Consider the following 25,487-nt stretch of genomic DNA (forward strand, 5'->3'; position numbering starts at 1 on the left):
ATGAAGCATTATGTGTTTTAAATATTCAGCCAGAGATAATCTCTGGCTGAATTATCGAATGTCATTTTATCTTATCATCAAAGAAATCTTCTCTCATGTTATAATTTTCTAACACTGATCTGATGATTTCCTGACGTTTTATTTCTATCGAATTACTGTAAGTTTTTTGATTTTCCCCGGTGATTTTATATCTATCAAAACGTTGTCTCAATACCTCATTTTTCTTATTAATTAGAGTAGCTGGACTTATTTCCCATTTTAATAAAAATGTATTTAACCGACTTTCTGCTTGTACATGTTTCACGTCCGCCTGATTTTCTATAAAAAGATTAGACAATTTTTCATAAAGTTGTTCTTCAGTATACATAGGATTTATCTTTTGTGATGACTGATAATTCTATCGACGTCACCAATTCTGAAGTGGTCATTGGGCGTTCTGAAGGTCGGATGGACAAAGTACGGTCAATGGCATGCAGAAATGGGAATGCGTAGCCCGCAGGGCTACGTTTGACCAAAGGCTGATAGTTATCTTCAATATTACGCACAATACTAACTGGTGGGGGAGTGCCTATGATCAAGGTATGGAGTGTTGCGCCTATCGCATAGATGTCTGTCCAGGGGCCTTGCTGTCTTTCTTCATTGGCAGTGTATTGTTCTACAGGCGTAAAACCTGGTCTTATAGTGATTTCAAATTCATCAGACAATTGCTCCGTTATTTTCCTTGTTGAACCTAAATCAAGCAGGACGGGGGCTCCATCTTCCTGAATCAGGATATTATCCAAACAAATATCACAGTGTAGATAACCCGTTTTATGGAGCGTATTGATTGCATCAAGCAACGGATACAAGATCTTGCTGATCCAGCACTGATTGATGATTTCCGGTTGTGTTGCCTGCAATGTTTTTAACGTTATTCCATTGTAAAACGGCGTCGCAATATAAGCGGTATGGTTTTTTTGCCAGAAACGAAGAAAAAGTGGCAGGCATGGATGATTGAAACAACTCATAAAATGGGCTTCACGCATAAAACTTGTTAGCCCAGTTTGAAACCTTTTTTGAAGATTTCCCCTATGCAGTTTTAGTTCCAAGTTTTGGCTGCGTGTCACTAAGGAAGAAGGCATATATTCTTTGATAGCAATCGTACGTTTCAACCGATGATCCCAGGCACGGTATACAATACCGAATCCTCCTTTGCCAATGACTTTTTCGATTTCAAACTCATTAAAACAGTATCCAATAGGCAATGCGTAGGAGAGACAATGATTGTCATTGGCAGGGTTATTACTAGAATTTAGCATGATATATAATCTCTTAATCCATGAATTGGAATTGAAACTCACCTTGTTCGAGAGATACGTGTAACTGATGATATTGTTGATCATTCGCTCTGGCAGAAAGCAGGTGTTGACTGATTTGTGGCAGCAGGGTGTTGGTCAGGATGGCATCGACCATACGGCCACCTGATTCGATTTCTGTACATCGGGTAACGATATATTTAACCATATCATCATCGAATGTGGCTGTAATATCATGATTTTCCAGTAAGCGTTTTTTAATTCGCCCCAATTGCAGATGAACGATGTTTGTCATCACCTCATCACTCAATGGATAGTAAGGAATAACCAGCAACCGCCCCAATAAGGCCGCAGGAAACACGTCAAGCAACGGTTTTCGCAGTGCCGTACTGAGTTTTTCCGGGTCTGGGATAAGATCTTGCTGTATACATAGAGAACTGACTAAATCAGCCCCAACATTGGATGTCAGGATAATAATGGTGTTGCGAAAGTCGATGTGGCGGCCTTCACCATCTTCCATCCAACCTTTGTCAAAAACCTGAAAGAAAATCTCATGAACATCTGGGTGGGCTTTTTCAATTTCATCCAGTAATACCACGCTGTAAGGGCGACGGCGAACGGCTTCAGTCAACACACCTCCTTCACCATAACCTACGTAACCCGGTGGGGCACCTTTCAATGTGGATACGGTATGAGCTTCCTGAAATTCACTCATATTGATGGTGATCAGATTCTGTTCACCGCCATATAGCGTTTCTGCCAGTGCCAGAGCCGTTTCGGTTTTACCGACACCGGAGGGGCCACAGAGCATGAATACACCTACAGGTTTATTGGGATCATCTAATCTGGCCCGTGAAGTGCGTACCCGTTTAGCGATTGATTCCAAGGCGTGGTACTGGCCGATGACACGTTGGTTGAGTGTATCAGCCAGCTGCAATACAGCATCAATTTCGTCTTTTACCATACGGCTGAGAGGAATCCCCGTCCAGTCTGATACAACAGCGGAAATAACATTGCTGTCTACTGAGGCAAAGATAAGGGGAGTGTCTCCCTGCAAAGTTTTTAATTGCTGTTGTCGCTCTGTTAACTCCGTATGAACTGTATTGATATCATCGAGCTGCTGTTCATGAAGCTGGGTTTGCAGGCGAATAATGTTGTCAATCAGAGCGAGTTCTTGTTGCCAGCAATTTTCCAGCTGGATCCGCTCTTCTTCCCATATGGATAGTTCATTGAGGATCGTTTCTGACCGCAGCCGATCGTCAATACCTACCTTAGACTCCCGTTCGACAATTTCTAATTCAATCTTCAATGCATCAATTTGATGGCGGCAATTTTCTAGTTGAGGTGGTTCGGCCTGTTGACTAATTGCAACTCTAGCGCAAGCTGTATCCAGTAAAGCCACCGCTTTATCGGGTAATTGACGGGCAGGAATATAGCGGTGGGAGAGACGCACCGCAGCTTCAACGGCTTCATCCAGTAAAAGGACACGGTGGTGTTTTTCCAGTGCACTTACTAAACTACGCAGCATCAGCAGCGCTTTGGTTTCATCTGGTTCATGAACTTGGACAACTTGAAAACGGCGAGTGAGGGCAGGATCTTTTTCGATATATTTTTTGTATTCTGACCAAGTGGTGGCTCCTAGGGTTCGTAACTGACCTCGTGCTAATGCGGGTTTTAACAAATTGGCGGCATCGCCGGTTCCCTGTTGCCCGCCTGCACCAATCAGAGTATGAATTTCATCAATAAACAAAATGATGGGGATCGGGCTGGATTGCACTTCATCAATCACTTTACGCAAGCGGGATTCGAATTCGCCCCTAACCCCTGCACCAGCCTGTAACATACCAATATCCAATAGCCAGAGTTGAACGTTTTGCAGAGGTGGGGGAACTTCGTTCGCCACAATCCGCAACGCCAACCCTTCAATGACAGCAGTCTTACCAACTCCAGCCTCACCTGTTAGCAGGGGATTATTTTGACGGCGGCGCATTAGAATATCGATAATCTGGCGGATCTCCTCATCGCGCCCTGATACGGGGTCAATATCGCCAGAGCGGGCGCGGGCGGTCAGTTCTTGTCCGAATTGCCGCAAGGCACTGTCAGACGTTGATTGTGTTGTTGTCTGGGCATTTGGTGGTGATATGGCACTCTCTTGTGCTTCATCGCTGCTACCGCAGATAGCGTTGAAATTATCTAACAGAATATCTGTATTTATCCGATCAAACTGCGGGGAAATGGCTTTTAGGGTATTGCGGAGATTGAAGGTTTTTAACATACCAATCAGCCAATGCGCACTGCGGAGCTTATCAACACCAAATTTCAGTGAACCATATACCCAGGCACGTTCTACGGCGCTGTCAATGTGTTCGGAGAGATCGGAAATTGTGCTGGCACCGCGTGGCAGACGATCCAGTGCTGCGATAATATCTTTTGTCAGACTGGACTCATCCAGTGCAAAGTAACGGATTATTAATTGCAAATCACTGTTTTGCTGCTGCATGAGCTGGTGTAGCCAATGCACCAGTTCGACATAAGGATTACTGCGTAGTTTGCAGAATGTTGTGGCATTTTCCAGTGATGTGAATAATACACGATTGAGTTTACCAAAGAGCGCAGAACGACTGATTTCTGACATAAGCGTAACCCGCAATAGTTGTGTTTATGGGAGAATTTATCTAGAGGCTAATGGTTTTTAATTCGTTCTGGAGGGTTCTGGGTTGTAGATTAAATCATCATAATGGGTTGGTCTGGTAGCTTGTCCAATCCAGCTACTCAGACCCAATTTTACCGTTTCCGACAAATGCATTTCTGTTATGGCTGATTTATCAAGTATCAATTTGATATCCCATGCGTACTCAATACCTAGATATTGATAAACCCAATCACGAAGTTGTTGTAATTTGGGTTGCCCTGGCAGAAACATGACATATTCTGCTCGTGTTAATGGCCCCAGTTCAATGCGGAACTTGTGTTGAATATCGTATACCGCAATACCTAAAAATGCTGATTTACCTAAACGGGGCATATAACGTCCCGCTTTCAATCGAGCTTGATCCTGCGTTTCGGTTTTCAGCCACTGTGGAATATTCTGGATGACTTTTACGGGCACCTTGAAATAAAAGAACAGGATTTTTTCTAGCCCTTTTGCACTATGCCCTTGACGGAAAAGATGACCAGCCAGAGCGTAACGGGCATGGTTGCCTATGCTAGCGTGGTTACTGATAGACTCAATATTCTGTTGAGCTGGCAATCCCATGCCTATCAGACAGGCTAAATAATGGCAAAATTGCTGGTTATCTGGCCGATCCAGCGATGATGTGGGCTGTGCATTGGCCCACGCACGGTAGAACAGGAGTATCAGTCGATGGTGGAATAAATTAGCAAAGGCGTCCAACGTAGTATCATGATAATTATACTTCCGTGAATAGACATATTCGGTTAGATGCAGTGGCAATGGCCCATTGGGGCCAAATAACCCGAAACTATAAATAATAATTTCATACAGTGTCGAATTTTCCCGTTTTTGAGCTTCTGAAATCGTGGAGGGCGCGAATGCCATTGAAGCTTTTTGTCCTAAGCGCAAAGGGTCATATCGCGGTAATGGTGCAGTCCCCAGCCTATAATACTCTCCGTATTGGGCGTCGATCCGACGCAGGGTCTGGAATAAATCGAATTGCCAGGGTGTTTGAGAGAGTTGTTGCCAGAAATTATCTGGTAAACGGCATACACGATGAATGGCAATGACATCTGTCTTCATATTCATATGTATCTTTTATATAACTCTTATTATTCATTCTTATATTAATTTCTTGTTGCCCATGCGGGCAGGCCAGAAACCAATCTGCCCACGTTGTTGACTATGCAGTGTCATTTCAATAAATGAATTCATGGTCACCAGACGTGAGAATAATTTTTCCAGCACACTGCCTAGAAGCCATGAACCGGAACCTGCAAACTCCTGTTCATCGACTTCCAGCTTAATGCCAACGCCACGGGCAAAAACGATGGGACCTGGTTCGGGTACTCTGCGATAGATTTCCTTTAATGAGCAGTGACGTATTCCGCTGATCTGACGTGCCACTGCGGGTTCAGCAAGGTTGGCATAGAGACTTAATAATTGTCGTAGTGCCTGAGTGCCTTCTTTTTCATCTTTATCCATAAAATTCATATGGTTAATTTGAAGTTGGCTAATTAATTTCCATGACGTTGAATCTTCTGCCAGAGCAGGGTGTGGGATAGTTGGCCTTTTAAGAAACACAATCTGACTGATGGGAATGGAATCCAGCATGGCAAAACTGTTGATATCCTGTTGTCGTAACATTGCCGGTAAATCGCGGTTAGTACACATAACATCGGCACTCAGATATTTTAATGTGTTAGGCCATGGGGAATGATGTTCATCAACAATTGAGATGAATGTTTCTGTACCTATATAGCTGGTACGGGTTCCATAGTGATGATCATGTTCAGACAAAATACGGGGATCACGACGCAGTGAGAAGTAAGCACCATAATTGCCCTTATCATCACTGTTAGTTGACCAAAAAGGGCGAAATATCTGTTCTTCTTTGTGTTGTGCATCAGCACCGTGCAGGCGTTGTACAGAAAAAATTTCGTAATCCCGTGGACGGATGTTATCTGCGACCAGATGATATTCATTGGTGCTTTCATCAATGGTGACTCGTTCGGTCACTTTGGGGAACAGGTTAATCACGGGAGTACAGTTCAAAGCCAGATAGGAAATATCGACCAGACTTTCTAAAACACTATCGGTTTTGTCCAAAAGTAGGATCAGTTCAAATTCATTATCTTTTGGGGTTTGCCCTAGTAAAGATTGCATACCACGAATACTGAAAAATCGGAAACGTGCCGGAAAGGCAAAATACTCTTGGACTTGGCGATAGCCGCTGAAATTACGGGGATTATTGGGCAAAAGTGCCTGATCATCATCAAAGCCCTCATGATGTGGTGAAATATCAGGCAATACCTGATATTGCGGAGTGGCCCCCAGAGTTTGGCATACCATGCCAACAGAATGCTCCATAATCAGTTCCAGCAATTTTTGGGACTGAATATCTGGCCCTGAAAGAAAGAATGTGAGTTTGTTCAGATCCAGATCATTGAGGAAAAACTTTCCCTTACAGGTAAGGTGGATCCGCAATGCACTGACAGCACCATATTGGTGAAGGTTTAATCCCACAAGAGGAATATTGGCGGGGATCTTGCCAAGCTCCACTTTTTGCAAATTCAGTGGCTGTAAAATCACATCCTGAGCGGTGGAATATTGAAAAGTAATACCATCTTTCTTCAGTGTCTGGCAGAGCATGATGGTACCGCGTGGCACTAGAAAACCGTGGCTGATGTCTCCTTTACTCATGTCTGGCTGGAGTTCTGTAATCGCCATTGAGGGAGTAGGGGCCAGATAGTTGGGATATAGCATCTCCAGTAAGTGCTGGGAAAAATGTTGAAACTCGGCATCCATTTTTAATTGGATGCGGGAAGTTAGGAAAGCAAAACCTTCCATTAGGCGTTCAACATAGGGATCGGTGACTTCAATACCGTGCATTCCCAAACGGTTGGCAACTTTAGGGTAGCGTTCAGCAAATTCTTTGCCCATTTCACGCAAATACACCAGCTCACGGTTATAATACTCCAACAGCTTACTGTCCATAATCTCCCTCGTATTTTTTATCCAGCTTCTTTCATGGTGAAATAACCGTGTTCCAGATCAATATCACTACGGAACAGGAATTCAAGTGGCCAAGGAATACACCACAAAAAACCTTTTATTTCGATGGATAATATATTGTATAGCGATAGTGAATTTATATCGGAAATACAACTCACCTGAAGTTCATCGGGAAGGATGCGTGGTTCAAAAACATGAATCGTGTTAATGATGTTATTTTGGATATCATTCCATTCGATATCAGACATATTTTTACCAGCCAAGGGTGTTATGCCAAAGTTATAAGTGGAGTGACGTATCTCCGGAAAAGAGGAAAGATCTTGATTAGATTCTCTATTGATGCTGTTGAGCAGCCACTGCAAATCTCGCAGTACATTTTGCCGCAGAGCGTTGTGTGACAATAGATAGTTGCTAACGACTTCTTTTTTTTTATCAGGTTCGTTATCGGTGAGCCTGTCCAGCAAAGAAGGCAGCATTCTATCTTTGGCTGTTATGCGTGCGGGTGGCCTACGACTACGATAACCGCCATATAGCATAGTTATATTGTCATTCATTGGTCACCTATTAGGTATTATGATTATGGGCAATGGTGATTGATAGGGTGAAAAGGTGGTAGGAATGGACTCTTAATGTTTTTTTATTTTTTTGATTTATTTTGAGAATCTTTATATTGATTTATTTCTGCTTCATAAGTTTGCCAAAAGTTCTCACCAAACAGGGGATAACTTTGTTCAGGTTTATTGACAGTTTTCTGATAACTTTGGATGAGATAATCCCATAAAGAGGCTTTATAGGTTGATGATAATGACAAGCGAGGAAGCCCACCTTCTTCACGTGCTTTTTGCTCAATAATGGTGGGTTCGAATGATTGTAAGATGTCTGTTGCGATGGTACGTAACCCTGCAATCATACCTAATTGATGTGCTTGCAACTCGATTAAAATATCTCGCGTTGCCTGTTCTGGTGACATAAATCCCGGCATCTGGTTACCAAACATTTGAACCAGTACAGCCTGACCAGAAGGGAGAAGTTTAAACGGATTGTTAGCATCCACCAGAATCTGGGTCATGTCTGTATCAGCTTCGTGTTTCAGCAGAGTGCGTGAAGCATTGAGCGCCATAATACCTTGGGATAACTGGCTGAGTAATTTCCCCAATTGATACATCGCATGTTCATCAAATTGTGGCCTTTGGATATGGTTGAGTCCCATACCATCCAGTAAGGCTGCCAATAGTTTACCCTCTAATTTAACCCCCTCTGTTGGGTGAGAATTAGGTGTATATTTAATTGTAATTGGGTCAATATCAAGACGCTCATAGGCACGGTTACCATTATTCTTATTACGAAAAGGTGGATTACTGGCACTGTACTGGTGCTTAACTGGGTCCGTAGAGCTTCGGGTTGTTTCTTCTGTTGCGAAGAGTGAGGGCAAGGGAGAAGAAGATTCCTGAGTAAAGTATAGTGAATTATCCTGACCGGGTCTTTCTTGTAGTTCAGAAATAGCCGCTTCATCCGGAGCTACCAGAGGTTCAGCATTATTCAGCATCAAATTCAGGGGATCATCATTTTTAAGACTCTGTGCATGCTTATCGGAAAATAGTGCCAGTGGATCAACTTCCCATTTATCACTCCGATTACCATATTGATTGTTCTGCTGTAATAATGTACTGGGCGTGCTGTCATTCAGAATATTTTCCTGCTGGAAATCAGTATCTGAAGTAAACATCGTAATAGGATCGGTGGCACGGAATTGCAGAGTATCAAGGTCAATCGTTGTCTCCATTTGTTCGAGTGGATTAATGGGATTGCGTTCCTGATGTTGCTGAGGCTTTATTAGCGGATTATTGTCATGCAATTCCTGAGATATCTGTTGGTTTTTTTGCGTCGATGTTGTTGATGTTGATGTTACATCGGGCGCGGTAAAAATATTTTCCAATCCCTCCCAGACTGCACTGGGGATTTCCTCAGGTTTGCTGGTGGGTGTTTGTGTCGTATTGAGAACGCGAGTTGTAGCCGAAGGTGGAACACTTTGGTCGATATTAATGACTTGAATTTGGTAATCACCAATATTCAGCACATCACCATCACGAACTTCAATCTGACGGTCGGGAGCCATAGGTATTGTGTTCAGCAAAATCTCAGAGGCAGCCCCACGATTGGTAATGCGGCATTCGCCATCGGCAGAAATGGAGACAATCGCTTGTGAACGGGCTATAGCTTGATCTTCATCGGGCAGAACCCAATTATTGTCCGTACTGCGGCCGATAGTGCCACCAGGTGGAGAAAAGTCACAACTCAGTTGTGGCGGCTGGTTTGTACCGATATTTTTAACAATGGTGAATCGCATAACCATGGATACCTATTGTTGATATAGATGCCTATTGTTGATAAAGATAACCTCCCTTTTGAAATAGGGAGGTTATTACTGACATTATTATTTTTGTGTTCATTAACTAATTTTCTTAGTGGCAACATTATAACCGCAAGAAACTGAAGCATCTGGAGTGCCATCAAATTTTTGGCCAGTATAGGTTTCTAGGTATTGTTCAAAACTTAACTTGATAAATATGCTATTGCTGCTGCCAAATGCATCGTAAGTTGTATTACATGCAGTAATAAGTACATTCGTCATCGTAAACACATGAAATGCTTCTTCTTCATCCTTACTTGATGATCTTAATATATCCAATTTGGCTTCTTGAATATGTTTTCCCTTTATTAAATAATCACGCAAGGCAGTGCTGGATTTATCATACAATATTTGAATTATCATTTCACCTATGTAAGGCGTACCTGCGCATAGTCCTTTTTTCTGGGTCATACTTGCTGAATTGGTTATAATATGATCCATTGTTAAAATAGTTATGCAATCTACATATTTGGTGTGTTTGGATTCACCTTTAATATCTTTTATTTTTAAATAACCGCTGGTTAATTCGCTCATAATTAATGTCTCTTTTAATTAATGTCACTTTTAATTAAGTTAATCAAGTAATTTCGTTAGTGTAACGATCATAACCATGTTTAATTGCAGCATCAGCAGTACCATCGGCTTTTTGCCCTGTGTATGTCTCTTCGTATTTTTCGAAGTCTATTCCAAGCTGGCAATAAGAGTAATTAAGGCTAATACTTATACTACTATAGACAATCAAGGCATTTGTCAGCACAATTTTCTGCCATACTATATCTTTTGCTTCCCCCCTTTTCATTATTTCTATTGTCGTTGTTTTAATGTGCTTTCCTTCTAATAGAAATTTACGCATTGTGATGTAAGCTTTTTCGAGTTCGAACGCTATCCGGATTTCATCTATTTGTGGTGTTCCAGCACTCAGACCAGAAACACCATCTATACTTGAGGGATTTATAGTCTGAATACCAATATTACTAAAACCTGTCCAGTTGGTATGTTTTGAATCTCCGGATTCGCCTTCAATACCCTCAAACTGAATATACCCATAATTAGCTTCAGTCATAATTTACTCCGATTGAATGAGCAATATATAAATAATACATATTCTGAAATTATGTATAGAATGGTATTGCAAATGAATTTCATTACAAAATAAATATTGATATGTGGTCTGCTCTATTTTAATCTCCTTTTAATGAAGGAAGTTTTGACACTAAACGTAGAGAAACCGTTAAACCTTCTAGTTGATAATGAGGACGCAGAAAAAATTTCGCCTTATAATACCCAGGATTGCCTTCGACTTCTTCTACTTGAACCTCTGCATTTGCTAGCGGTTTTTTAGCTTTGACTATTTGTGAAGAGTTTACTGGATCACCATCGACGTAGTTTATTATCCAGCGATTAAGCCAATTCTCCATATCACCGCGCTCCTGAAATGAGCCTATTTTGTCTCGCACAATACATTTCAGGTAATGGGCAAAACGGCAGCAGGCAAATAAATAGGGTAGACGGGCTGAAAGATTTGCATTGGCAGTAGCATCGGGATCGTAATATTCGGCAGGTTTTTGCAGTGATTGTGCACCAATAAATGCTGCCATATCCGTATTCTTACGATGCAACAATGGGATAAAACCATTTTTGGCCAATTCAGCCTCACGGCGATCACTGATTGCTATTTCGGTGGGGCATTTCATATCAACCCCTCCATCATCGGATGGGAAAGTATAACAAGGCAGGTTTTCCACGCTCCCGCCGGATTCTACGCCGCGGATAGAGGTACACCAGCCATACAATTTAAATGAGCGATTGATATTAACGGCCATGGCATACGCGGCATTGGCCCAAGTGTAGTTACTATGAGTGGGGCCTTCGGTATCCTCCTCAAAATTAAAATCATCTACGGGATTGGTTTTGTTGCCGTAGGGTAGACGAGAGAGAAAACGTGGTAGCGCCAACCCCAGATAACGAACATCTTCTGATTCGCGTAAACTGCGCCAAGGGGCGTATTCAGTATTCTGAAAAACTTTGGTCAGATCCCGCGGATTAGATAATTCTTGCCAAGATTCCATTTGCATAACACTCGGAGCGGCTCCTGAAATAAATGGGCAATGTGCTGCCGCGCTAATTTGTGCCATCTCACGCAAAAGTTCAACATCGGGTGCAGTATGATCGAAATAGTAATCTCCAATCAGACAACCGTAAGGTTCACCCCCAAATTGACCATATTCTGCTTCGTAGATCTTTTTAAAGATTGGGCTTTGATCCCAACTGACCCCTTTAAAACGTTTTAGAGTACTGCCCAACTCTTTTTTGGAAATGCACATCACACGGATTTTCAGCATTTCATCTGTTTCAGTATTATTGATCAGATGGTGCAGGCCACGCCAAGCACCTTCCAGTGTTTGGAACTCGTCATGGTGTAGAATATGATTGATTTGCTGTGATAGTTTGTCATCAATTTCGGCAATCAGAGCTTGAATGGTACGGTAAGTATCACCGGAGACTGTAACCGTATTTTCCAGCGCCTGTTGTGCCAGCGTTGCTACCGCATTTTCAACAGCACTGCGTGCCTGATCACTTTGTGGACGGAATTCTTTATTCAGTAACACACTCAGTTCATCAGGCGTATATTCTTTCGGTGCCTGTTCTTGCTGAAGTTCGGTTTCTTGTTCAGTGGTACTCATTAATTACTCCTTATTCTCCGTTCCTTCTTCGGTGGAACTCTCTGCGGGTTTTGGCGCTTCGGCCAGTGATTTCAGTAGGGCAGGGTTTTGCAGGATATCGGCAATCAGTTGTTCTGCGCCGTTTTTACCGTCCATATAGGATAATAAATTTGCCAGTTGTGTTCGTGCTTCTAGTAGTTTAGCGAGTGGTTCCACTTTTTTGGCAATGGCCCCGGGCTGAAAATCTTCCATTTTCTCAAAAATCAGTTCGACATTCAGTTTTCCGTCACTTGTCAGCGTATTATCCACTTGAAAAGCGACACGGGGTTTTAGAGACTTCATTCGCTCATCAAAGTTATCAACATCAATTTCCATGAAGCCGCGATCACCCACTTCAGGTAAGGCTTCTACGGGTTTTCCCGCTAAATCAGTCATCACCCCCATAATAAACGGTAATTGGATTTTCTGTTCTGAACCATAAAGTTCGACATCATATTCAATCTGTACACGCGGAGGTCGATTCCGACTAATAAACTTTTGTCCACTGGATTTCATGACAAATTCTCCATTACTGGCTAATTAGATTAATAAGAAATAAACAGCTAATAAGACTGATGGGGTAAGACTGGAAGCAATTAACTTACGTTAAGGGTCTGGGCGACCAAAAATGATTTCGAGTTGATTTAATCCATCTGGGGCAAGATCATAAACAATGTCGATAAAATCACGATCAATTAACCGCTGAATACGAGCAATCATCATCGGAGCCGGATGGCTAGGCTCATACTTGAGAAAATAGATTTTAGCTTTTTCTAATAACATGCGTGCTTCATCACGGTTGCCGGCTTCAATTTCGCTCCAATGAATAGAGATTCCATGTGTCGAAGTTGCTGATGATGAGGGATCTTCCTGCTCCATAAATGGTGTGGGTTCAACATCTGGGCCAACTGACGCCTCAGGAATGTTTATCATTGGCTGAGATGCAGGGCAAAATTCAATGAGCTTATTCAAATGTTTTAAAAACCCTGATAGTTCAGGAACATTACTTTCTGATAATTTTTGGCGAATAATGTCGAGGATCTCGATAAGGTGATCACGAATACTTATTATTGCTGCAATTTCAGGGGTATTGGCCTGTTGTCTCAATTCATCCAGTAATCGAGTGCGCCCACCTGTATAACCACTGACTTCGTTTATTGTGCCATCCAGCAATGAATAAACTTCTTGTAATGACAATTCCTTCGAAATGCTTTTCAGTAGAATGGAGCGTTTCACTTGCAACGTGAGAGGAGAAGCATCCTCAATGGCAGCCAATATATTAAGACGGAATAAAGGGTCATATTCACCTTCAAACACCAATTTTGGCCAAACATCTTCCCAATAGCGTTCCAGCATTTGCTTGAGTAAATTCAGGCCATCCGCATAACCACATAATCCTCGTGTTTCCACCCATGCTTGTATTAACGCTATGATGACACGCAGATCTTTGGTGCGCATTAACAAGTTAATGGATTGTTTTTCTACCTGTATCCAGTTCGGTGGCTCTGCTGGAATAGTGATATCACCAAACTGCTGTTCTGTTTTTCCGAACAAGGACTGCTCTAATTTCATAAATTCGGTATCGTATTCCAAATACTCTCCGCAGGGAGATTCGGCGCTGACTGGCTCAAGTAAGGCATCGATATTCATGGTCATTTTCTGCTTATATCAATGGTTAAATAGAGGTTACCGATTCTTATAAATTTATCAGACTGGGGCAGGTGAAATCGGGTAATTGAAACGGGCTAAAGATACTGTTTGGGGTGAATTCTAATGAAATATCATGACCACTGATGTTGAATGTCGCGAAAAGGCCCATGCTATTGCCCGTGTTTTGGCTCATCGTAGAATATTTCTTAAGATCTATCAGGCGGTTCAGCGCCCACGGGCCAGAAGTGATTAAACTTGCAGTTGTGCCATCTGCTAAATTCAATTGGATGCGAACCTGGTTGGTTCCGTTGGGACCGGGCCAGTTGAGTAATTGTGAAACCGGTGGGCCGTGGCTATATTGCAATCGTTGGCCGTCTACATCCAGTATCATGCTCAATATGTCGTTATCCATATCGACCGTGCGAACGATGACACGAAATGAAGGCGTGGCTCCAGTGTTAAAAAAGGTATCGCGAATGATCTGGGCCTGTTTGAACGGTTTGAGCAGATTGTTACTTCCCGGCAATGTTTTTCCATCCACTCCCGGTCTAAAGCGCCAGTCGGATTGGGTAGTATCGACTTTCCCTATAAGATTATTTTGGAAAAAACTGTCCATGATGCCTGTTTTGGGAGCAAACATCCGAGCCATATCATCGGGCTTTATATCGTTACGTGTGCCATGTGTCAGCGGGTAGCGGTTGGCAATTGCTTGATTGCAAAAACTACTGACTTCTGCACTGAGGTGCTCACTGACATTTTTTATATCACTAAGCTGCGTATCACTGCTGGCACCAATCGCCAGTGAGGAAATCATGCCTTTGAAGGGAATGGGCAGATGTTCCGCCGTGGTCTGTAGCTGCGTGATAATTTTATTTGATGGAACCGGTATCCCCATACTGACAGCACTTTGTACTGAATTCAGGTATTCATATAATTCACTGATTTGGCTAAGTATGCTATCAAAAGGAATTTTTTTATTTTTCCCATCAGGGCTTTTTGCCAGTGTAATGATTTGGGCGAAGTGTTCTTTCAGTATTTGTTCTGGCGTGAGTTGACCGTTGTCTGGCAGTAATTGTTTGGAGACTAAATCTGTTAATGAACTGGAGTTATTGCTTAGGGTACTGCCGATTTTACCTACTTTGCTATCGTTTGGCTCTTCATCCAGAGTGACATTCTTGCTGATATTGATCAGTAGGTTGCGCATGGGTGAAAGATTTGAAGACAGTAAACGTGCCATATTGGCGCGTTGTTCCAGATTGTCAATATTGTTCAGGTGAATGTCAGACAGAAATTTATCCCACTGATCAATATAGTCATCGATATAAAATTGCCGCACGAAAAATGCGATCTCTTTAGGGGGCTGTTTTCTCTCATAGGAACCAAGTATCCAGCTATCCTGACTGTACAGGGAGTCAATGAGAGAGTTGAGATTTTTGCCAATACCTGTTTGATAACCTACAGGAGTAAACATTCCGGGTACACCGAGGGTTATTGATGCACCACTGATGCGTGAAAAAGTCAGTTCAGCTTGGGGACCAGCAAGGATTCCCAGATTCACTGGAGATAACTTTATATTGTTCAACAAGTTATGCTTCAAATGGGTATAGATGCGTTGTGCTGGTGGAATGCTACTGAGTACTACCTGTTTTTGTTCCACCAATTGGTTATCACGAACATAGGGCGAAGTAACAATTTGATTATCCAGTAATTGGTGCAGATGCCCGTTGATTTGGTTCAACTGTTCTTGAGAAATGTTTGATGGTAAGTGTGTTTGCAAATATTGCATCACCCAATTACGCAAAAATTTACCGTCATAATGCTTAGGCAGATATAACATTTGATAAGCTTTTAACGTGCGGTAAGTGTTATCCGTATTATTGTTTCCGCTTTGGCGCATCTGAAAGGTTATTAACTGTACTATCTGTGGTAACAGCAATGTTTGTAGTGTTTTTGTGTACAGTGACCAACTTGCATTACTGATCTGCTCACCACAATACAAACCCATACGATAGGATAGAGGGGGAGCATCAACCGAAAAGTTGTTACTTTTTCCCAGATTAGCCAGATTGTTCAAAATAGGTAACAGGGCATAAATATCGATGTCATTGGTGCTTTTTTTTAACTCAGCCCCTTGGTGCAGGATAGGGGGGATTTTAGCCTGCACTTCCATCAGGTAATTTTTATTGTTGCTATAACTGGTAAAAAACAAGGTGATAATAAGCCCTAGAATCGCCGCCAGAATAGCATAACCCAGCCCATTCAGTAATCGGTTGCGGTATATCCACCAACGGTTGTAACTGGCGAGTCCTGCCTCCTGAAAGATACTTCCCAGTAAATTTTTCAGAAAATAAACCTGATGAACGGGGGGCTGATGCAAAAAGTCTTTATTACCTTCCCATGCTTTATTATTGCCCCATGAGATTGAACTACTGTCATTGTCTGTCGGTAATTGGAGATTGTGGTTGAGTTTCTCCATCACGCTATCAAACGGTACGCCTTTCTGGGTTCCACTGGTGAAATAAATTCCACGTGGTGAATAAGGAATTTCAAACCCTGATTTAGCGAATGCGATTTCAAGATACTGAGCAATCCATGGGCGCAGTGTGGCGAACTCTTGTGGAAATAGATAACTTTCAGCGCAGTGTCGAGGAGCATTCTGATGCAGTAAGATATTGGGTAATTCCGCATCCAATCGTTTTTGTAACAGACTATATTGTTGCTCAAAAACTTCGTTCATACTCCAGCCAGTTTTGCTCCATGGGAAGTTAAACCCCCAGATTTGGTCGCGTTGTGCCTTGTCAAGATGGGAAAAGTAAGCACTAAATCCTTTCAATAAATCAGTTTTGGTAATGATGACGTAAATTGGAAACCGAATCTTGAGTTGCTCGTGCAACTCTGATAGACGTCTGCGTAACATATAAGCTTGTCGGTCACGCACGTCCTTTGATGGATTCAGTAAATCTTCTACGCTGAGGGTAATGATGATTCCATTGAGTGGTTGGCGTGTACGATACTTTTTCAATAGCTTAATAAAACATTTCCATTCACTGGCATCTTGTTCGTGCTGTGTGTCCTGTGTGGTATATCGTCCAGCGGTATCCAGCAGAACAGCGTCATTGGTAAACCACCAGTTACAGTTATCCATCCCCTTCATGTTGCACAGGGTCGATTTTTCAAAATGGTCTGCCAATGGAAAATGCAAGCCGGAATTTGCCAATGTGGTCGTTTTCCCTGAGTGGGGAGCACCGATGACGACATACCACGGTAACTGATATAAGTATTGACGGTTGAAAAAGTGCTTCCAATTCGGTTTGTATTTGGTATTCAGGCCATAAAAATAGGCGTTTTTCAGCAATCGTGAAGCATCAGAAAAGCGTTCTGACAGTGTTGCATATTGTGCAGACTGGAATTGTTTGTTCTCATCACTGTCTTTATTCGACTGGCTGGATAGTTTTTTATTTAACCATGCCCGATATAAGCGAGGTACTAACTGGATTAAGATCCAGATAAGGAATAATGAGACAATGACGACTATTCGTACTGTATTTGACTCAAAAGGGACTACGCTGCCAATGGAGATAATGGGGCCAATAAACCAGATAATGGAAGAAATGGCTGTTATTCCGAGGAAACTCCACATTAACCGGCTAGTAATAATAGAAATAATGGCATTTAGCATATGACAGTTTTCTCACTCCATCTGATTTACAGGAGAAACTAACAGTGTGATTTCCACTCGTCTGTTTTTAGCTCGATTACTGGGGGTATCGTTTGGTACCAAAGGGTCACTGGCTCCTCTTCCTTCTGTTCTGATCCGTTCTGATTGATCCAGATATCTTTGGAGCTCTCTTTTTACTGATTTGGCTCTGGCCAGTGATAAAGCATAGTTGGATGAGAAACTAGAGCTGTTGATGGGAATGTCATCGGTATAGCCAATAACTAAAATCTTGCCCTGAATATTGTTCATTGCCCCAGCAACCCGTCTGATAACACTCAGATAATGGCTTTTAATTTGGGTGGATCCGGTCTTGAACAATCCATCACCTTTCAAAGTGACGATACTTCTATCAGCCAAATCCGTCACATTTAGCAATCCGGCGGTACTTTCATTCCTCAGCATATCTTGCAAATTCAAGGTCGGTGGTACGGAGGGAGATACCCGATCATCGACCGATACATTAGGCAAATTGGTTTGATAGATTGTCGCCAATACGGGGCTGGTTATATCACCCAATTGCCAATTCAGTCCGATGTACAGAATACACATAAGAAAACTGACCACTGCCGTACAGATCCATATAGGAAAAGGGGATTGCCAGGATTTGTTCGGTGCTGTGATGTGCTGTAATGTTGGTGATAGTTCTGGGGAATAGTTGCCACGGACGGAATGAATCAATTGGAACAGGCGTTGTTTCACTGTTTCCAACTGGGAGCGCCCGTTATCCATGATACGATAACGTCCTTCAAATCCAAGTTGCAGACAAAAATTAATCAGTTCCAGCAAAAACAAATTTTCTTTGGGTTGTTGTGATAGCGTGACCAACAGCTGGAAAAATTTTTCACCTCCCCACGTTTCATTGTGGAACGTGACCAGTAATCCACTGCCAGACCAGACACTGCGAATCCCCCAAGGGGTTAATGCTGCCGCTTCATCCAATGCAGTACATAAGCAGTAGCGCGCACCAATGATCACTTCATAAGACAGTTTTGCATGTTGGCATTTCACTTCAAAGCCCCGAATTTCATCGATCAGTTTTTGCCGTAAATCTGTGGGATCTCGATGCATTGTGGAATGTCGGATCTGTGGGATACTATTTAACAGAGGATTTGCGGCAGTCACTAATGGGTTATCTGGAGTGTTACCAGAAAGCACTTTGTACGTGTTTGTGTTTTTTTTCTGTGTCATATGAACCGCTACCTCTATTTGGACTGATTGCGAATAGCCCAAAACTCTATGTTCAGACCAGGAAACTCACCGGCCAGATGTAACGCAAAGCCACCGGATTTTTCCATTTGGTTCCATATGTCACCGTCTTTTTCTAATTCGAAATATAAATAACCTGAATGCCAAGGGATTTGCCTGGGAACTGATGGCATTGCACATATTGAAATACCGGGTAACTGTAACTGAACCAGCTCACGTATACGGCCAACAGGTGCAATTTTCATCTGCGCTGGAAAACGGCTCATCAACGTTTCTTTGGAAACATCCGCATAGACAGCCAACACAAAGCTGAATGTATTTAGCATATTCGCGTCTGGTAAAGTGGCAATATTCAGTCCATGAGAATATTCGGTCAGAGGCAACAAAATCGCATGTTCTTCCAAAATGATTGACAATCCCTGACGCAATTGGAGCATGAGGTGATTGAAACACATCGTCAAATTGTCATGATCATAAATAGGGAGATGTTCGTCTGGTACTCGCGTTTGGGAGAAACTTGCCAATTCGGTAGCAAATTGCAGCCATTCACTGAACAACCGTTCTGGATGAAGTAATGGCACGTTCCGTATATGGCTCACTTGACCGCTATAACGATTTACCAGTGACAATAGAAGAAAGTCCATGACTTCTGAATCGTTGCGCCGTCCCAACTGTAACAGACGTTGGCTTATCTGCTGGCGGCGTTGTTCCAGCAAGCCCTGCAAATCAGTAATGAAACCTACAACTTGAGGATGTGCATGACAATTGAGTAGAGGAGGAATAAATTGTGAATTGAGTTGCAACTTATTATCACGAGTTCTGTTCACGACATGCACAATGCTCAGTGAAGTCCACTCTGGTGTCAGATCTGATTCCAACATCAACCGCAGACGCATTTGGCCAAATTGTACTGTGGCACTGCCGACTGACATGGCATTAAAATCATTGACTTCAGATTCAACGCTGACAAAACGCGCCATAGAATCTTTTCTCTCACTGAAAATGATTTCTTCTCTTCCTCCTCGGAAGATTGGCAGCGCCAATATGACGTTTCCTCCTGTTTGATTTTCTACCATTTGTAATGGTGCTGGGGCATATGCTTCAGTGAAACTAAATGGCGTTCCATCAGGAAAAATTCCGCTGGCTGATGAAATCATCACCTTACCTTGCTCAAGGAGTGACTGATTTAACTCCAGAGTCAAAAAACCCCAATAATATGGAATCCGAGCCATTCCCCAGTCACGAACATAGGCTTCCAGATAGTTTTCAGACTGTTGAAAATGATGGGGGCGTAAAAACATGCCTTCTGTCCAGATAACTTTTTCTGATCTATTCATGCCGTTCCTTCTCTAGAGGCATAACGCTAGTTGCATTTATTGATGAAACTTAAACCATTGGCTGTGACTTGAATGTATATGCTTAATTCGTCTGGTGATGAAACCCAAAACTCGTAAAAAGCAGGTTGTTCAGGTATGGGAACGGGCACCGAGATTCGCCATTTCTTCCCATCCAATTGTTTATACTCAGCAAAAATGCCGATATAGCTGGTTTCTGGCGTGTTTTTTTCCAACAAAAAATATTTATGTTGGAAAGGAAGTAAAAAAAACTGTTCGGTATTTACCAGCTTATCGCCCAGTACAGCCTGCGCATTGCCTTGTAATGAAAAAAAATCAGCAGACATAAATTCCACATTAGATTTCAATAAAATAACGCGTATTTTCAGTGGGGCTGAATCATTTACGCTATTTGTGGTATCGAAAATCAATTTATAGGGTGGCAATTTTTTCTGTTCCGGCGAGGATGCACATCCTGTCAGTGTTATCAAGGTGAGAAACAGTAATATTATCGTCTTGGTACCGAATATCTTGTTGCTGAAAGGCGGGTTTTCATGGGCAGCGCTTCCTGTATTAACCATGATTTCCCTCATCTTCATATGCGTTGTAATGAGTGATGATTTGTATCCATTGAAGAACCTGACAAGTTGATATCAGGCTCCTGAAATATCGACCTTTGTCTGACTGGGGCTGGTGCGTGCTCCTATGGCATTGGTTGAATTCTGCATGGTAGGACTTGACATTCGGGTTGCGGGTAAACCTTTAATCAGGACGCTATTGGCTCCAACCGTATGACGGGATGTTCCCATCACCGTACCTGAAGCGACACCAAGATTGATACCTGCGTTATCTCCGTTCGTCATAGCAATGGTTGTTGCAGTGTTATGGGCTGGACTGCCCATAAAAAGGATATTGCTAGTACTGGCACTGATACCATTAGTACCTTGCGTCGTATTGACATAAACCATAGATACTGGTGCGCCTGGGGGTGCCGGAGTCAGGCAGGTATCTGGCGTAGCCATATCCGAGCCACCTCCTTGGGTGTTAGCAAACATAACTTTTCCTCTCTAGCCAATGTGAATCTGTTCGGCATCTATTTTGGTAATTGCTTTGGCGGAAACCACAGTATTTTGCGCATGTAGGCGTACATAGCTTTCAGCCTGCATATCTAATTGCCCTGCGTTAACTTGCTCTGTTTGGGTTGTGTGGCGGAACAGGCGGTTGCTTAATTGGGTTACGGTTTGCCAGACAGATTCAAATTGATTACCGACTATCCTAGCGATGGAAACCCAGGCGGATAAGGACTCACCGCTGTATTGCATTTCATTGATATGGCAGCTTCCATTGTCGGCCGTGATATTCAGCCCGTTACTGTGCAGATTCAAATTTCCCTGTGAAGTAATGGATAAGTCGCCGGGTATGTTGATTTCGGCCGGGTTTTGTTGTTCCGTCCGTTCTAATATAGCCAATATCCAGAGTTGTTCATCAGCCTTTGTGATCAATACGGTGTCTCCCATTTCCGGTGTTAACAGACAGCTAGCAGCCCGTCGGCAATGCCAACCCCGGTTTTTACTTTCGACCATTAAACTGCCGTCCTGGTGAATATTAACGATTTGGCCTGCAATCTGCTGTGAAGGTTCCGTGGCAAGAGTATATGAAGAAAGAGCATAAGAAGATTCCGTCATATCGATTCTCCAAATTAAAACTTACGTTGTCGTTGTTGTGTATTCCACTCTTCAGCAGCAAATAGCTCAGGATCATTTTCCAATATGCCCTGACGATCAGAGAATAGTGCTCCAACCTGTTGAGTACGATGAAAAAGGGTTCTCATGAACTGTGCTGCGCGAAAATCACCTTGGTTGACATTGGCATAGGAAAGATCAGCATAGGCCATGTCGCAGTCAGAAAATTGTGCGTTGACCGCGCGAACTTTATGCATGATGGCCCGTTGCAATTGGCTTTGCCGAAAGTCAGCCAATTCAAGACAAGCACCGATAAAAATAGCTTCATTAAATAGACTGTTACGACAACACGCGCGCGTTAAATCAGCATCGATGAATAATGCCTGAGTAGCATTAACATTTGATAACTGAGCGTTTTGCAGCCCGGCTCCCTTGAAATTGCAATTGGTCAACTTGGTGTGATTGAAATTGACTGCTTCAAGTTGATTATCTGTAAACAGGCATTCCTGAAATTGCTGTTTTTGATAATTTTGACCGCGTTGATCGCATTCAAAAAACACTGTCTTAATGAATTCACTGGCATAAAAATCGATTCTTTGTAGGTCTTGACGAAAAAAAGTAACCAGAAAAGAATGACAATTGCGCATTTTTACGTAATCCAGTGAAGAACCGATAAATGTTACTCGATCAAGATCACTGTCACTAAAATCAGCATATTGCAGATCACAGGATGAAAACTGGATACTATTTTGTTTTGTTATTTTAAACAGTGTTTTTTTCAAGACACATTGAGTGAACAGGCTATCATTCAGTGTGCCCTTATTGAACATGGCGCGTACCATATTGCACCGCTCAAATAGGGTTTGATCGCATCTAACGGAATTAAAAATAGTTTCTTCGAGCAGGCACTCAGTAAAAACTGATTCACTAAGAATGGAATGGGAAAAGTCGGCTTCTGAAAAATCCACGGCCTTGAATCTCCCGCCTGATAAATTTTGTCCAATCAGTGATATTCCCTGCAAATTGACTTGTTCAATGACGTCACCCTGTTTGATTTTAATCATGAGTTCATCAGCCGTCAGCATACTCATATTACTTCCTGATCGCGTTTGGGTAAGGTTTTAGTACGCTGTGTATAGGCATGATCAATCAGAGTTGAGTCATCAATGATTGACTGGGACATATCAGTGCGAAACAGATTGGCTTCTCGTAAATCAGTACCATTAAAGCTGCATTTCTGCATAAGGGCACCTATCAGGTTGGCATTATTCAACAGGGCTTCCCGAAAATCCGTTCTGGTGAATATACTTTTGACAGTATTCAAATACTGCATATTGGCTAATTGGCAATTTGCTTCGCTTAAATCGCTATTATTCAATGTTGCAGCATGGAACGTAGACTGAACCAGAGGCATCTGGCGCAAATTACATTCCGTCAATGTGGCGTGGCTGAAATCTGCCTGATTAAGCTCACTTTCCATGGTAAATGCACAGGTTAGTAGATTGGCAGAACGAAAGCGGATTGCTTCTGCTTTTGTTTCCACCCATGAACAACCATCAAGCGTGGCATGATCAAATATGGCTTTCTCCAGCTGACACTTGATAAAAGAAACTTTATTTAAGTTTGCGTAGTTGAATTTAAGTGAAGGCAGTGTCATTTCGAGAAAAATACAGCTTTGCCATTGTGAATGCTGAAAGCGACAGTGTGTGATAAAGGTTTCTTGTAGGAATAAATCTGTGAAGACTGCATTGTTAAATCGGCAGTGATCAAACAATGTTTCCTGCAATTGAGTTTCCTTAAAACTTGCGGCGGAAAAATTGCTCTGTTCACACTTTGCCTGTGTCAGACTGGCATTATCCAGTGTCACACCATGCAGAGAGGCATGGCATATTTCTGTTCTGGCTAGCATTGCTTCACTGAAATCCGCACCATCCAGTTGGCTGTCATTGAAGCAGGCACTTTCCAGCAAGGTACGGGAAAAGTCGGCACCCCGCAGATCCATGCCGGACAAATCGGCTCCTGTAAAATCCATGCCACTGAAATCGCCTCCTTTCTGCATGATTCGTTGGGCCCGTTTGCGAATGATCTGTGATAGATCACCCGTTAAACGCAGGGCAGGGCCTTGTGACAGTGCAGAAGCCAGATACATTTTATGCAGTGATTGTTCAGCCTGTGCCAGATTTTTATCGCTAAGTCCCATTTGTTGTTGTTGCTGGTGCAGTATATCCCGCATCTGATGGAAGTTCTGTGGCCCCCTGAGTTGATTTTCCACAGCGATTTGTTCGACATTAATGCCTTGTTTTTTAGCTCTCGCCCGGATCTCTACTCGTTGCCGTTCAGCTTCAGCGTATTTTTGAACGGCATCTTGTTCTATTTTGTTCGTAAACTCAGGCAATTCATCCTGTTTTGGAGGAGAAAGCGGCTCAGTAGCGGGCGGAATTAGCGTATTGATATCCCTTCCATATTTCGCCATACGTTCCCGTTGTTGCTCACGCAGGCGTTTTTCACGATTTTGCAGAGTCTCCCTCAAGGAGCTGCCATTTTCTGGTTGATCTGTATCCACCCACGGGCCAATAATCTCTTCTGGAACCAGATCCTTTTCTCGAAAGGCGTACAATGCGCCTTTTTCCTTATCTGTGCGCTGATTGAGTATTTGAAGATAGTAATTTTCAGTACGAGGTTCGTCACTCAGCTCCATTGCGGAGAGCATTTGCAAGACATCGGTGGCATCGTCTTCATTAATGCGCGCACAACCGTGCCATATTAGGATCATTTGTTCCAAATGAGGAAAGAACCATACTGTTGTATTACGCATCACGATCTCTTCAAAAACTTCTTCATCAGCACGTAGTCGTTTGATAAAGCAACGTGCTTGCCATGATGGAAGTATTCCTGTTTGCACGGGTTTCTTAGGATGCATATTCCAGATGCGCCATGTTGCTTTTTCTGGCAGTGCTTCATATTGTTCCCACCACTGGTCGCGAGGTGCTGCATTAAACAATCGCCAGTCAATATCGTGGGCAAAACCGGGAAATTCATTTTCTAGCCACTCTTTGTCGTATTTTTTACCTATGCGGGTAAAACGACGTGGCCACATGAAATTTAATGGACAAAAACTGGCGGGATTGGGTGTATCCCGTGGCGATAATAACTGCCTGTGCAGGGTTTCAATATTGGGTAATTGGTGAACCTCTATACCATTTTCCTGTGTTTCGGGAGTGAAGCCGATACCGTGTGGATTCTCATCATAACTTTCCCCCCCGAAAGCACGACTCCAATCCAGCCGCATCTGTTCAAATTCCTGAGGTTTTGATGGGGCTTCATTCATCCAATGTCGATCACCGAAAGCAAGCAATGTCTTATCTAATTGCTCTACCTGAATACGTGCAGCACAAGTAGTTTTATCTGTCTGGTGGTGAGTATAGGCATAACCAGTAGCGAGAAATTCAGCATAGGATTTGGGCATGGCGAGATCAATAATGCCATTACAGGTTTTCAATTCGGCCTCTGCAAGTTGCCAAAGTTCTGGCTCTGGTCGCAGGCGAGGGGATGCGCTCATATCGGCCAGAACCATAATGGATACCCCAAGATAATTCTTTTGCAGGCAGCGATAAGGACGATAAAGCATACTTAAGCGCAGAGGTTTAATGATTTTCATTGAAAAGCCCCGAATAAATCTTTTTAAGATAAAAGGGAAAGATCCTGTTTATTTTTATATTGAACATTTCATTTTCGTAGAGATGGAGGAAAAGAGGTTTCAGAGAATGACGATGTTTCCACCCTCCCATACGGATATATATG

General features: G+C 42.7%; 20 protein-coding genes. All 20 read right to left on the reverse strand.

Going from position 1 to position 25,487, the window contains the following annotated elements; all coding sequences use genetic code 11:
• Positions 1 to 61 precede the first annotated feature (61 nt).
• Positions 62 to 367: a YopJ family acetyltransferase gene (locus H8A87_RS17085; RefSeq protein WP_198691125.1), complete on the reverse strand. Its 306-nt coding sequence runs from the start codon at positions 365 to 367 to the stop codon at positions 62 to 64.
• Positions 357 to 1,298 (reverse strand): serine/threonine protein kinase, encoded by a 942-nt coding sequence (locus H8A87_RS17090; RefSeq protein ID WP_198691126.1) that lies wholly within the window; start codon positions 1,296 to 1,298, stop codon positions 357 to 359. The genes H8A87_RS17085 and H8A87_RS17090 overlap by 11 nt, the downstream gene beginning before the upstream one ends.
• A 13-nt stretch (positions 1,299 to 1,311) precedes the next feature.
• Complete coding sequence (gene tssH, locus H8A87_RS17095) at positions 1,312 to 3,930, reverse strand: type VI secretion system ATPase TssH (protein WP_198691127.1); 2,619 nt, start codon at positions 3,928 to 3,930, stop codon at positions 1,312 to 1,314.
• 57 nt (positions 3,931 to 3,987) lie between these two features.
• The gene (gene tssG / locus H8A87_RS17100) at positions 3,988 to 5,058 is read right to left on the reverse strand and encodes a type VI secretion system baseplate subunit TssG (protein WP_408646939.1); all 1,071 of its coding nucleotides are present in this window, start codon (positions 5,056 to 5,058) and stop codon (positions 3,988 to 3,990) included.
• 33 nt (positions 5,059 to 5,091) lie between these two features.
• Positions 5,092 to 6,966, reverse strand: coding sequence for a type VI secretion system baseplate subunit TssF (gene tssF, locus H8A87_RS17105; RefSeq protein WP_198691128.1), 1,875 nt, complete (start codon positions 6,964 to 6,966; stop codon positions 5,092 to 5,094).
• Positions 6,967 to 6,983: 17 nt separating this feature from the next.
• Entirely contained in the window at positions 6,984 to 7,538 is a 555-nt protein-coding gene (locus tag H8A87_RS17110; RefSeq protein ID WP_198691129.1) for a type VI secretion system baseplate subunit TssE, read from the reverse strand.
• An 83-nt stretch (positions 7,539 to 7,621) separates the two neighbouring features.
• Entirely contained in the window at positions 7,622 to 9,331 is a 1,710-nt protein-coding gene (locus H8A87_RS17115; protein ID WP_232370338.1) for a type VI secretion system-associated FHA domain protein, read from the reverse strand.
• 102 nt (positions 9,332 to 9,433) lie between these two features.
• Positions 9,434 to 9,928, reverse strand: coding sequence for an Hcp family type VI secretion system effector (locus H8A87_RS17120; protein WP_198691131.1), 495 nt, complete (start codon positions 9,926 to 9,928; stop codon positions 9,434 to 9,436).
• Between the two features lie 43 nt (positions 9,929 to 9,971).
• Positions 9,972 to 10,457: a type VI secretion system tube protein Hcp gene (locus H8A87_RS17125; protein WP_198691132.1), complete on the reverse strand. Its 486-nt coding sequence runs from the start codon at positions 10,455 to 10,457 to the stop codon at positions 9,972 to 9,974.
• A gap of 118 nt (positions 10,458 to 10,575) precedes the next feature.
• Positions 10,576 to 12,078, reverse strand: coding sequence for a type VI secretion system contractile sheath large subunit (gene tssC, locus H8A87_RS17130; RefSeq protein WP_198691133.1), 1,503 nt, complete (start codon positions 12,076 to 12,078; stop codon positions 10,576 to 10,578).
• A 3-nt stretch (positions 12,079 to 12,081) separates the two neighbouring features.
• Positions 12,082 to 12,612, reverse strand: a complete 531-nt coding sequence (tssB, locus tag H8A87_RS17135; RefSeq protein ID WP_198691134.1) for a type VI secretion system contractile sheath small subunit — start codon at positions 12,610 to 12,612, stop codon at positions 12,082 to 12,084.
• 90 nt (positions 12,613 to 12,702) lie between these two features.
• Positions 12,703 to 13,752: a type VI secretion system protein TssA gene (gene tssA, locus H8A87_RS17140; protein ID WP_232370339.1), complete on the reverse strand. Its 1,050-nt coding sequence runs from the start codon at positions 13,750 to 13,752 to the stop codon at positions 12,703 to 12,705.
• A 40-nt stretch (positions 13,753 to 13,792) separates the two neighbouring features.
• On the reverse strand, positions 13,793 to 17,425 hold the full coding sequence (gene tssM / locus H8A87_RS17145) for a type VI secretion system membrane subunit TssM (protein WP_198691135.1): 3,633 nt from the start codon (positions 17,423 to 17,425) through the stop codon (positions 13,793 to 13,795).
• A gap of 12 nt (positions 17,426 to 17,437) precedes the next feature.
• Entirely contained in the window at positions 17,438 to 18,652 is a 1,215-nt protein-coding gene (locus H8A87_RS17150) for a DotU family type VI secretion system protein (protein WP_198691136.1), read from the reverse strand.
• A gap of 14 nt (positions 18,653 to 18,666) precedes the next feature.
• On the reverse strand, positions 18,667 to 20,007 hold the full coding sequence (tssK, locus tag H8A87_RS17155) for a type VI secretion system baseplate subunit TssK (RefSeq protein WP_198691137.1): 1,341 nt from the start codon (positions 20,005 to 20,007) through the stop codon (positions 18,667 to 18,669).
• 26 nt (positions 20,008 to 20,033) lie between these two features.
• Positions 20,034 to 20,585 (reverse strand): type VI secretion system lipoprotein TssJ, encoded by a 552-nt coding sequence (gene tssJ / locus H8A87_RS17160; RefSeq protein WP_198691138.1) that lies wholly within the window; start codon positions 20,583 to 20,585, stop codon positions 20,034 to 20,036.
• A gap of 72 nt (positions 20,586 to 20,657) precedes the next feature.
• Positions 20,658 to 21,059, reverse strand: a complete 402-nt coding sequence (locus tag H8A87_RS17165) for a DUF4150 domain-containing protein (RefSeq protein WP_198691139.1) — start codon at positions 21,057 to 21,059, stop codon at positions 20,658 to 20,660.
• A gap of 12 nt (positions 21,060 to 21,071) precedes the next feature.
• Complete coding sequence (locus tag H8A87_RS17170; protein WP_198691140.1) at positions 21,072 to 21,689, reverse strand: DUF3540 domain-containing protein; 618 nt, start codon at positions 21,687 to 21,689, stop codon at positions 21,072 to 21,074.
• 14 nt (positions 21,690 to 21,703) lie between these two features.
• Complete coding sequence (locus tag H8A87_RS17175) at positions 21,704 to 22,777, reverse strand: pentapeptide repeat-containing protein (RefSeq protein WP_198691141.1); 1,074 nt, start codon at positions 22,775 to 22,777, stop codon at positions 21,704 to 21,706.
• Positions 22,774 to 25,344, reverse strand: coding sequence for a DUF2169 family type VI secretion system accessory protein (locus tag H8A87_RS17180; RefSeq protein ID WP_198691142.1), 2,571 nt, complete (start codon positions 25,342 to 25,344; stop codon positions 22,774 to 22,776). The genes H8A87_RS17175 and H8A87_RS17180 overlap by 4 nt, the downstream gene beginning before the upstream one ends.
• Positions 25,345 to 25,487 lie beyond the last annotated feature (143 nt).

It is taken from the genome of Xenorhabdus lircayensis (assembly GCF_016306625.1).
GTDB lineage: Bacteria > Pseudomonadota > Gammaproteobacteria > Enterobacterales > Enterobacteriaceae > Xenorhabdus > Xenorhabdus lircayensis.

Coding starts and splice junctions, on each gene's coding strand:
- H8A87_RS17085 (WP_198691125.1), bottom strand. CDS start 367: ATGTATACTGAAGAACAACTTTATGAAAAATTGTCTAATCTTTTTATA.
- H8A87_RS17090 (WP_198691126.1), bottom strand. CDS start 1,298: ATGCTAAATTCTAGTAATAACCCTGCCAATGACAATCATTGTCTCTCC.
- tssH (WP_198691127.1), bottom strand. CDS start 3,930: ATGTCAGAAATCAGTCGTTCTGCGCTCTTTGGTAAACTCAATCGTGTA.
- tssG (WP_408646939.1), bottom strand. CDS start 5,058: ATGAATATGAAGACAGATGTCATTGCCATTCATCGTGTATGCCGTTTA.
- tssF (WP_198691128.1), bottom strand. CDS start 6,966: ATGGACAGTAAGCTGTTGGAGTATTATAACCGTGAGCTGGTGTATTTG.
- H8A87_RS17110 (WP_198691129.1), bottom strand. CDS start 7,538: ATGAATGACAATATAACTATGCTATATGGCGGTTATCGTAGTCGTAGG.
- H8A87_RS17115 (WP_232370338.1), bottom strand. CDS start 9,331: ATGCGATTCACCATTGTTAAAAATATCGGTACAAACCAGCCGCCACAA.
- H8A87_RS17120 (WP_198691131.1), bottom strand. CDS start 9,928: ATGAGCGAATTAACCAGCGGTTATTTAAAAATAAAAGATATTAAAGGT.
- H8A87_RS17125 (WP_198691132.1), bottom strand. CDS start 10,457: ATGACTGAAGCTAATTATGGGTATATTCAGTTTGAGGGTATTGAAGGC.
- tssC (WP_198691133.1), bottom strand. CDS start 12,078: ATGAGTACCACTGAACAAGAAACCGAACTTCAGCAAGAACAGGCACCG.
- tssB (WP_198691134.1), bottom strand. CDS start 12,612: ATGAAATCCAGTGGACAAAAGTTTATTAGTCGGAATCGACCTCCGCGT.
- tssA (WP_232370339.1), bottom strand. CDS start 13,752: ATGACCATGAATATCGATGCCTTACTTGAGCCAGTCAGCGCCGAATCT.
- tssM (WP_198691135.1), bottom strand. CDS start 17,425: ATGCTAAATGCCATTATTTCTATTATTACTAGCCGGTTAATGTGGAGT.
- H8A87_RS17150 (WP_198691136.1), bottom strand. CDS start 18,652: ATGACACAGAAAAAAAACACAAACACGTACAAAGTGCTTTCTGGTAAC.
- tssK (WP_198691137.1), bottom strand. CDS start 20,007: ATGAATAGATCAGAAAAAGTTATCTGGACAGAAGGCATGTTTTTACGC.
- tssJ (WP_198691138.1), bottom strand. CDS start 20,585: ATGGTTAATACAGGAAGCGCTGCCCATGAAAACCCGCCTTTCAGCAAC.
- H8A87_RS17165 (WP_198691139.1), bottom strand. CDS start 21,059: ATGTTTGCTAACACCCAAGGAGGTGGCTCGGATATGGCTACGCCAGAT.
- H8A87_RS17170 (WP_198691140.1), bottom strand. CDS start 21,689: ATGACGGAATCTTCTTATGCTCTTTCTTCATATACTCTTGCCACGGAA.
- H8A87_RS17175 (WP_198691141.1), bottom strand. CDS start 22,777: ATGAGTATGCTGACGGCTGATGAACTCATGATTAAAATCAAACAGGGT.
- H8A87_RS17180 (WP_198691142.1), bottom strand. CDS start 25,344: ATGAAAATCATTAAACCTCTGCGCTTAAGTATGCTTTATCGTCCTTAT.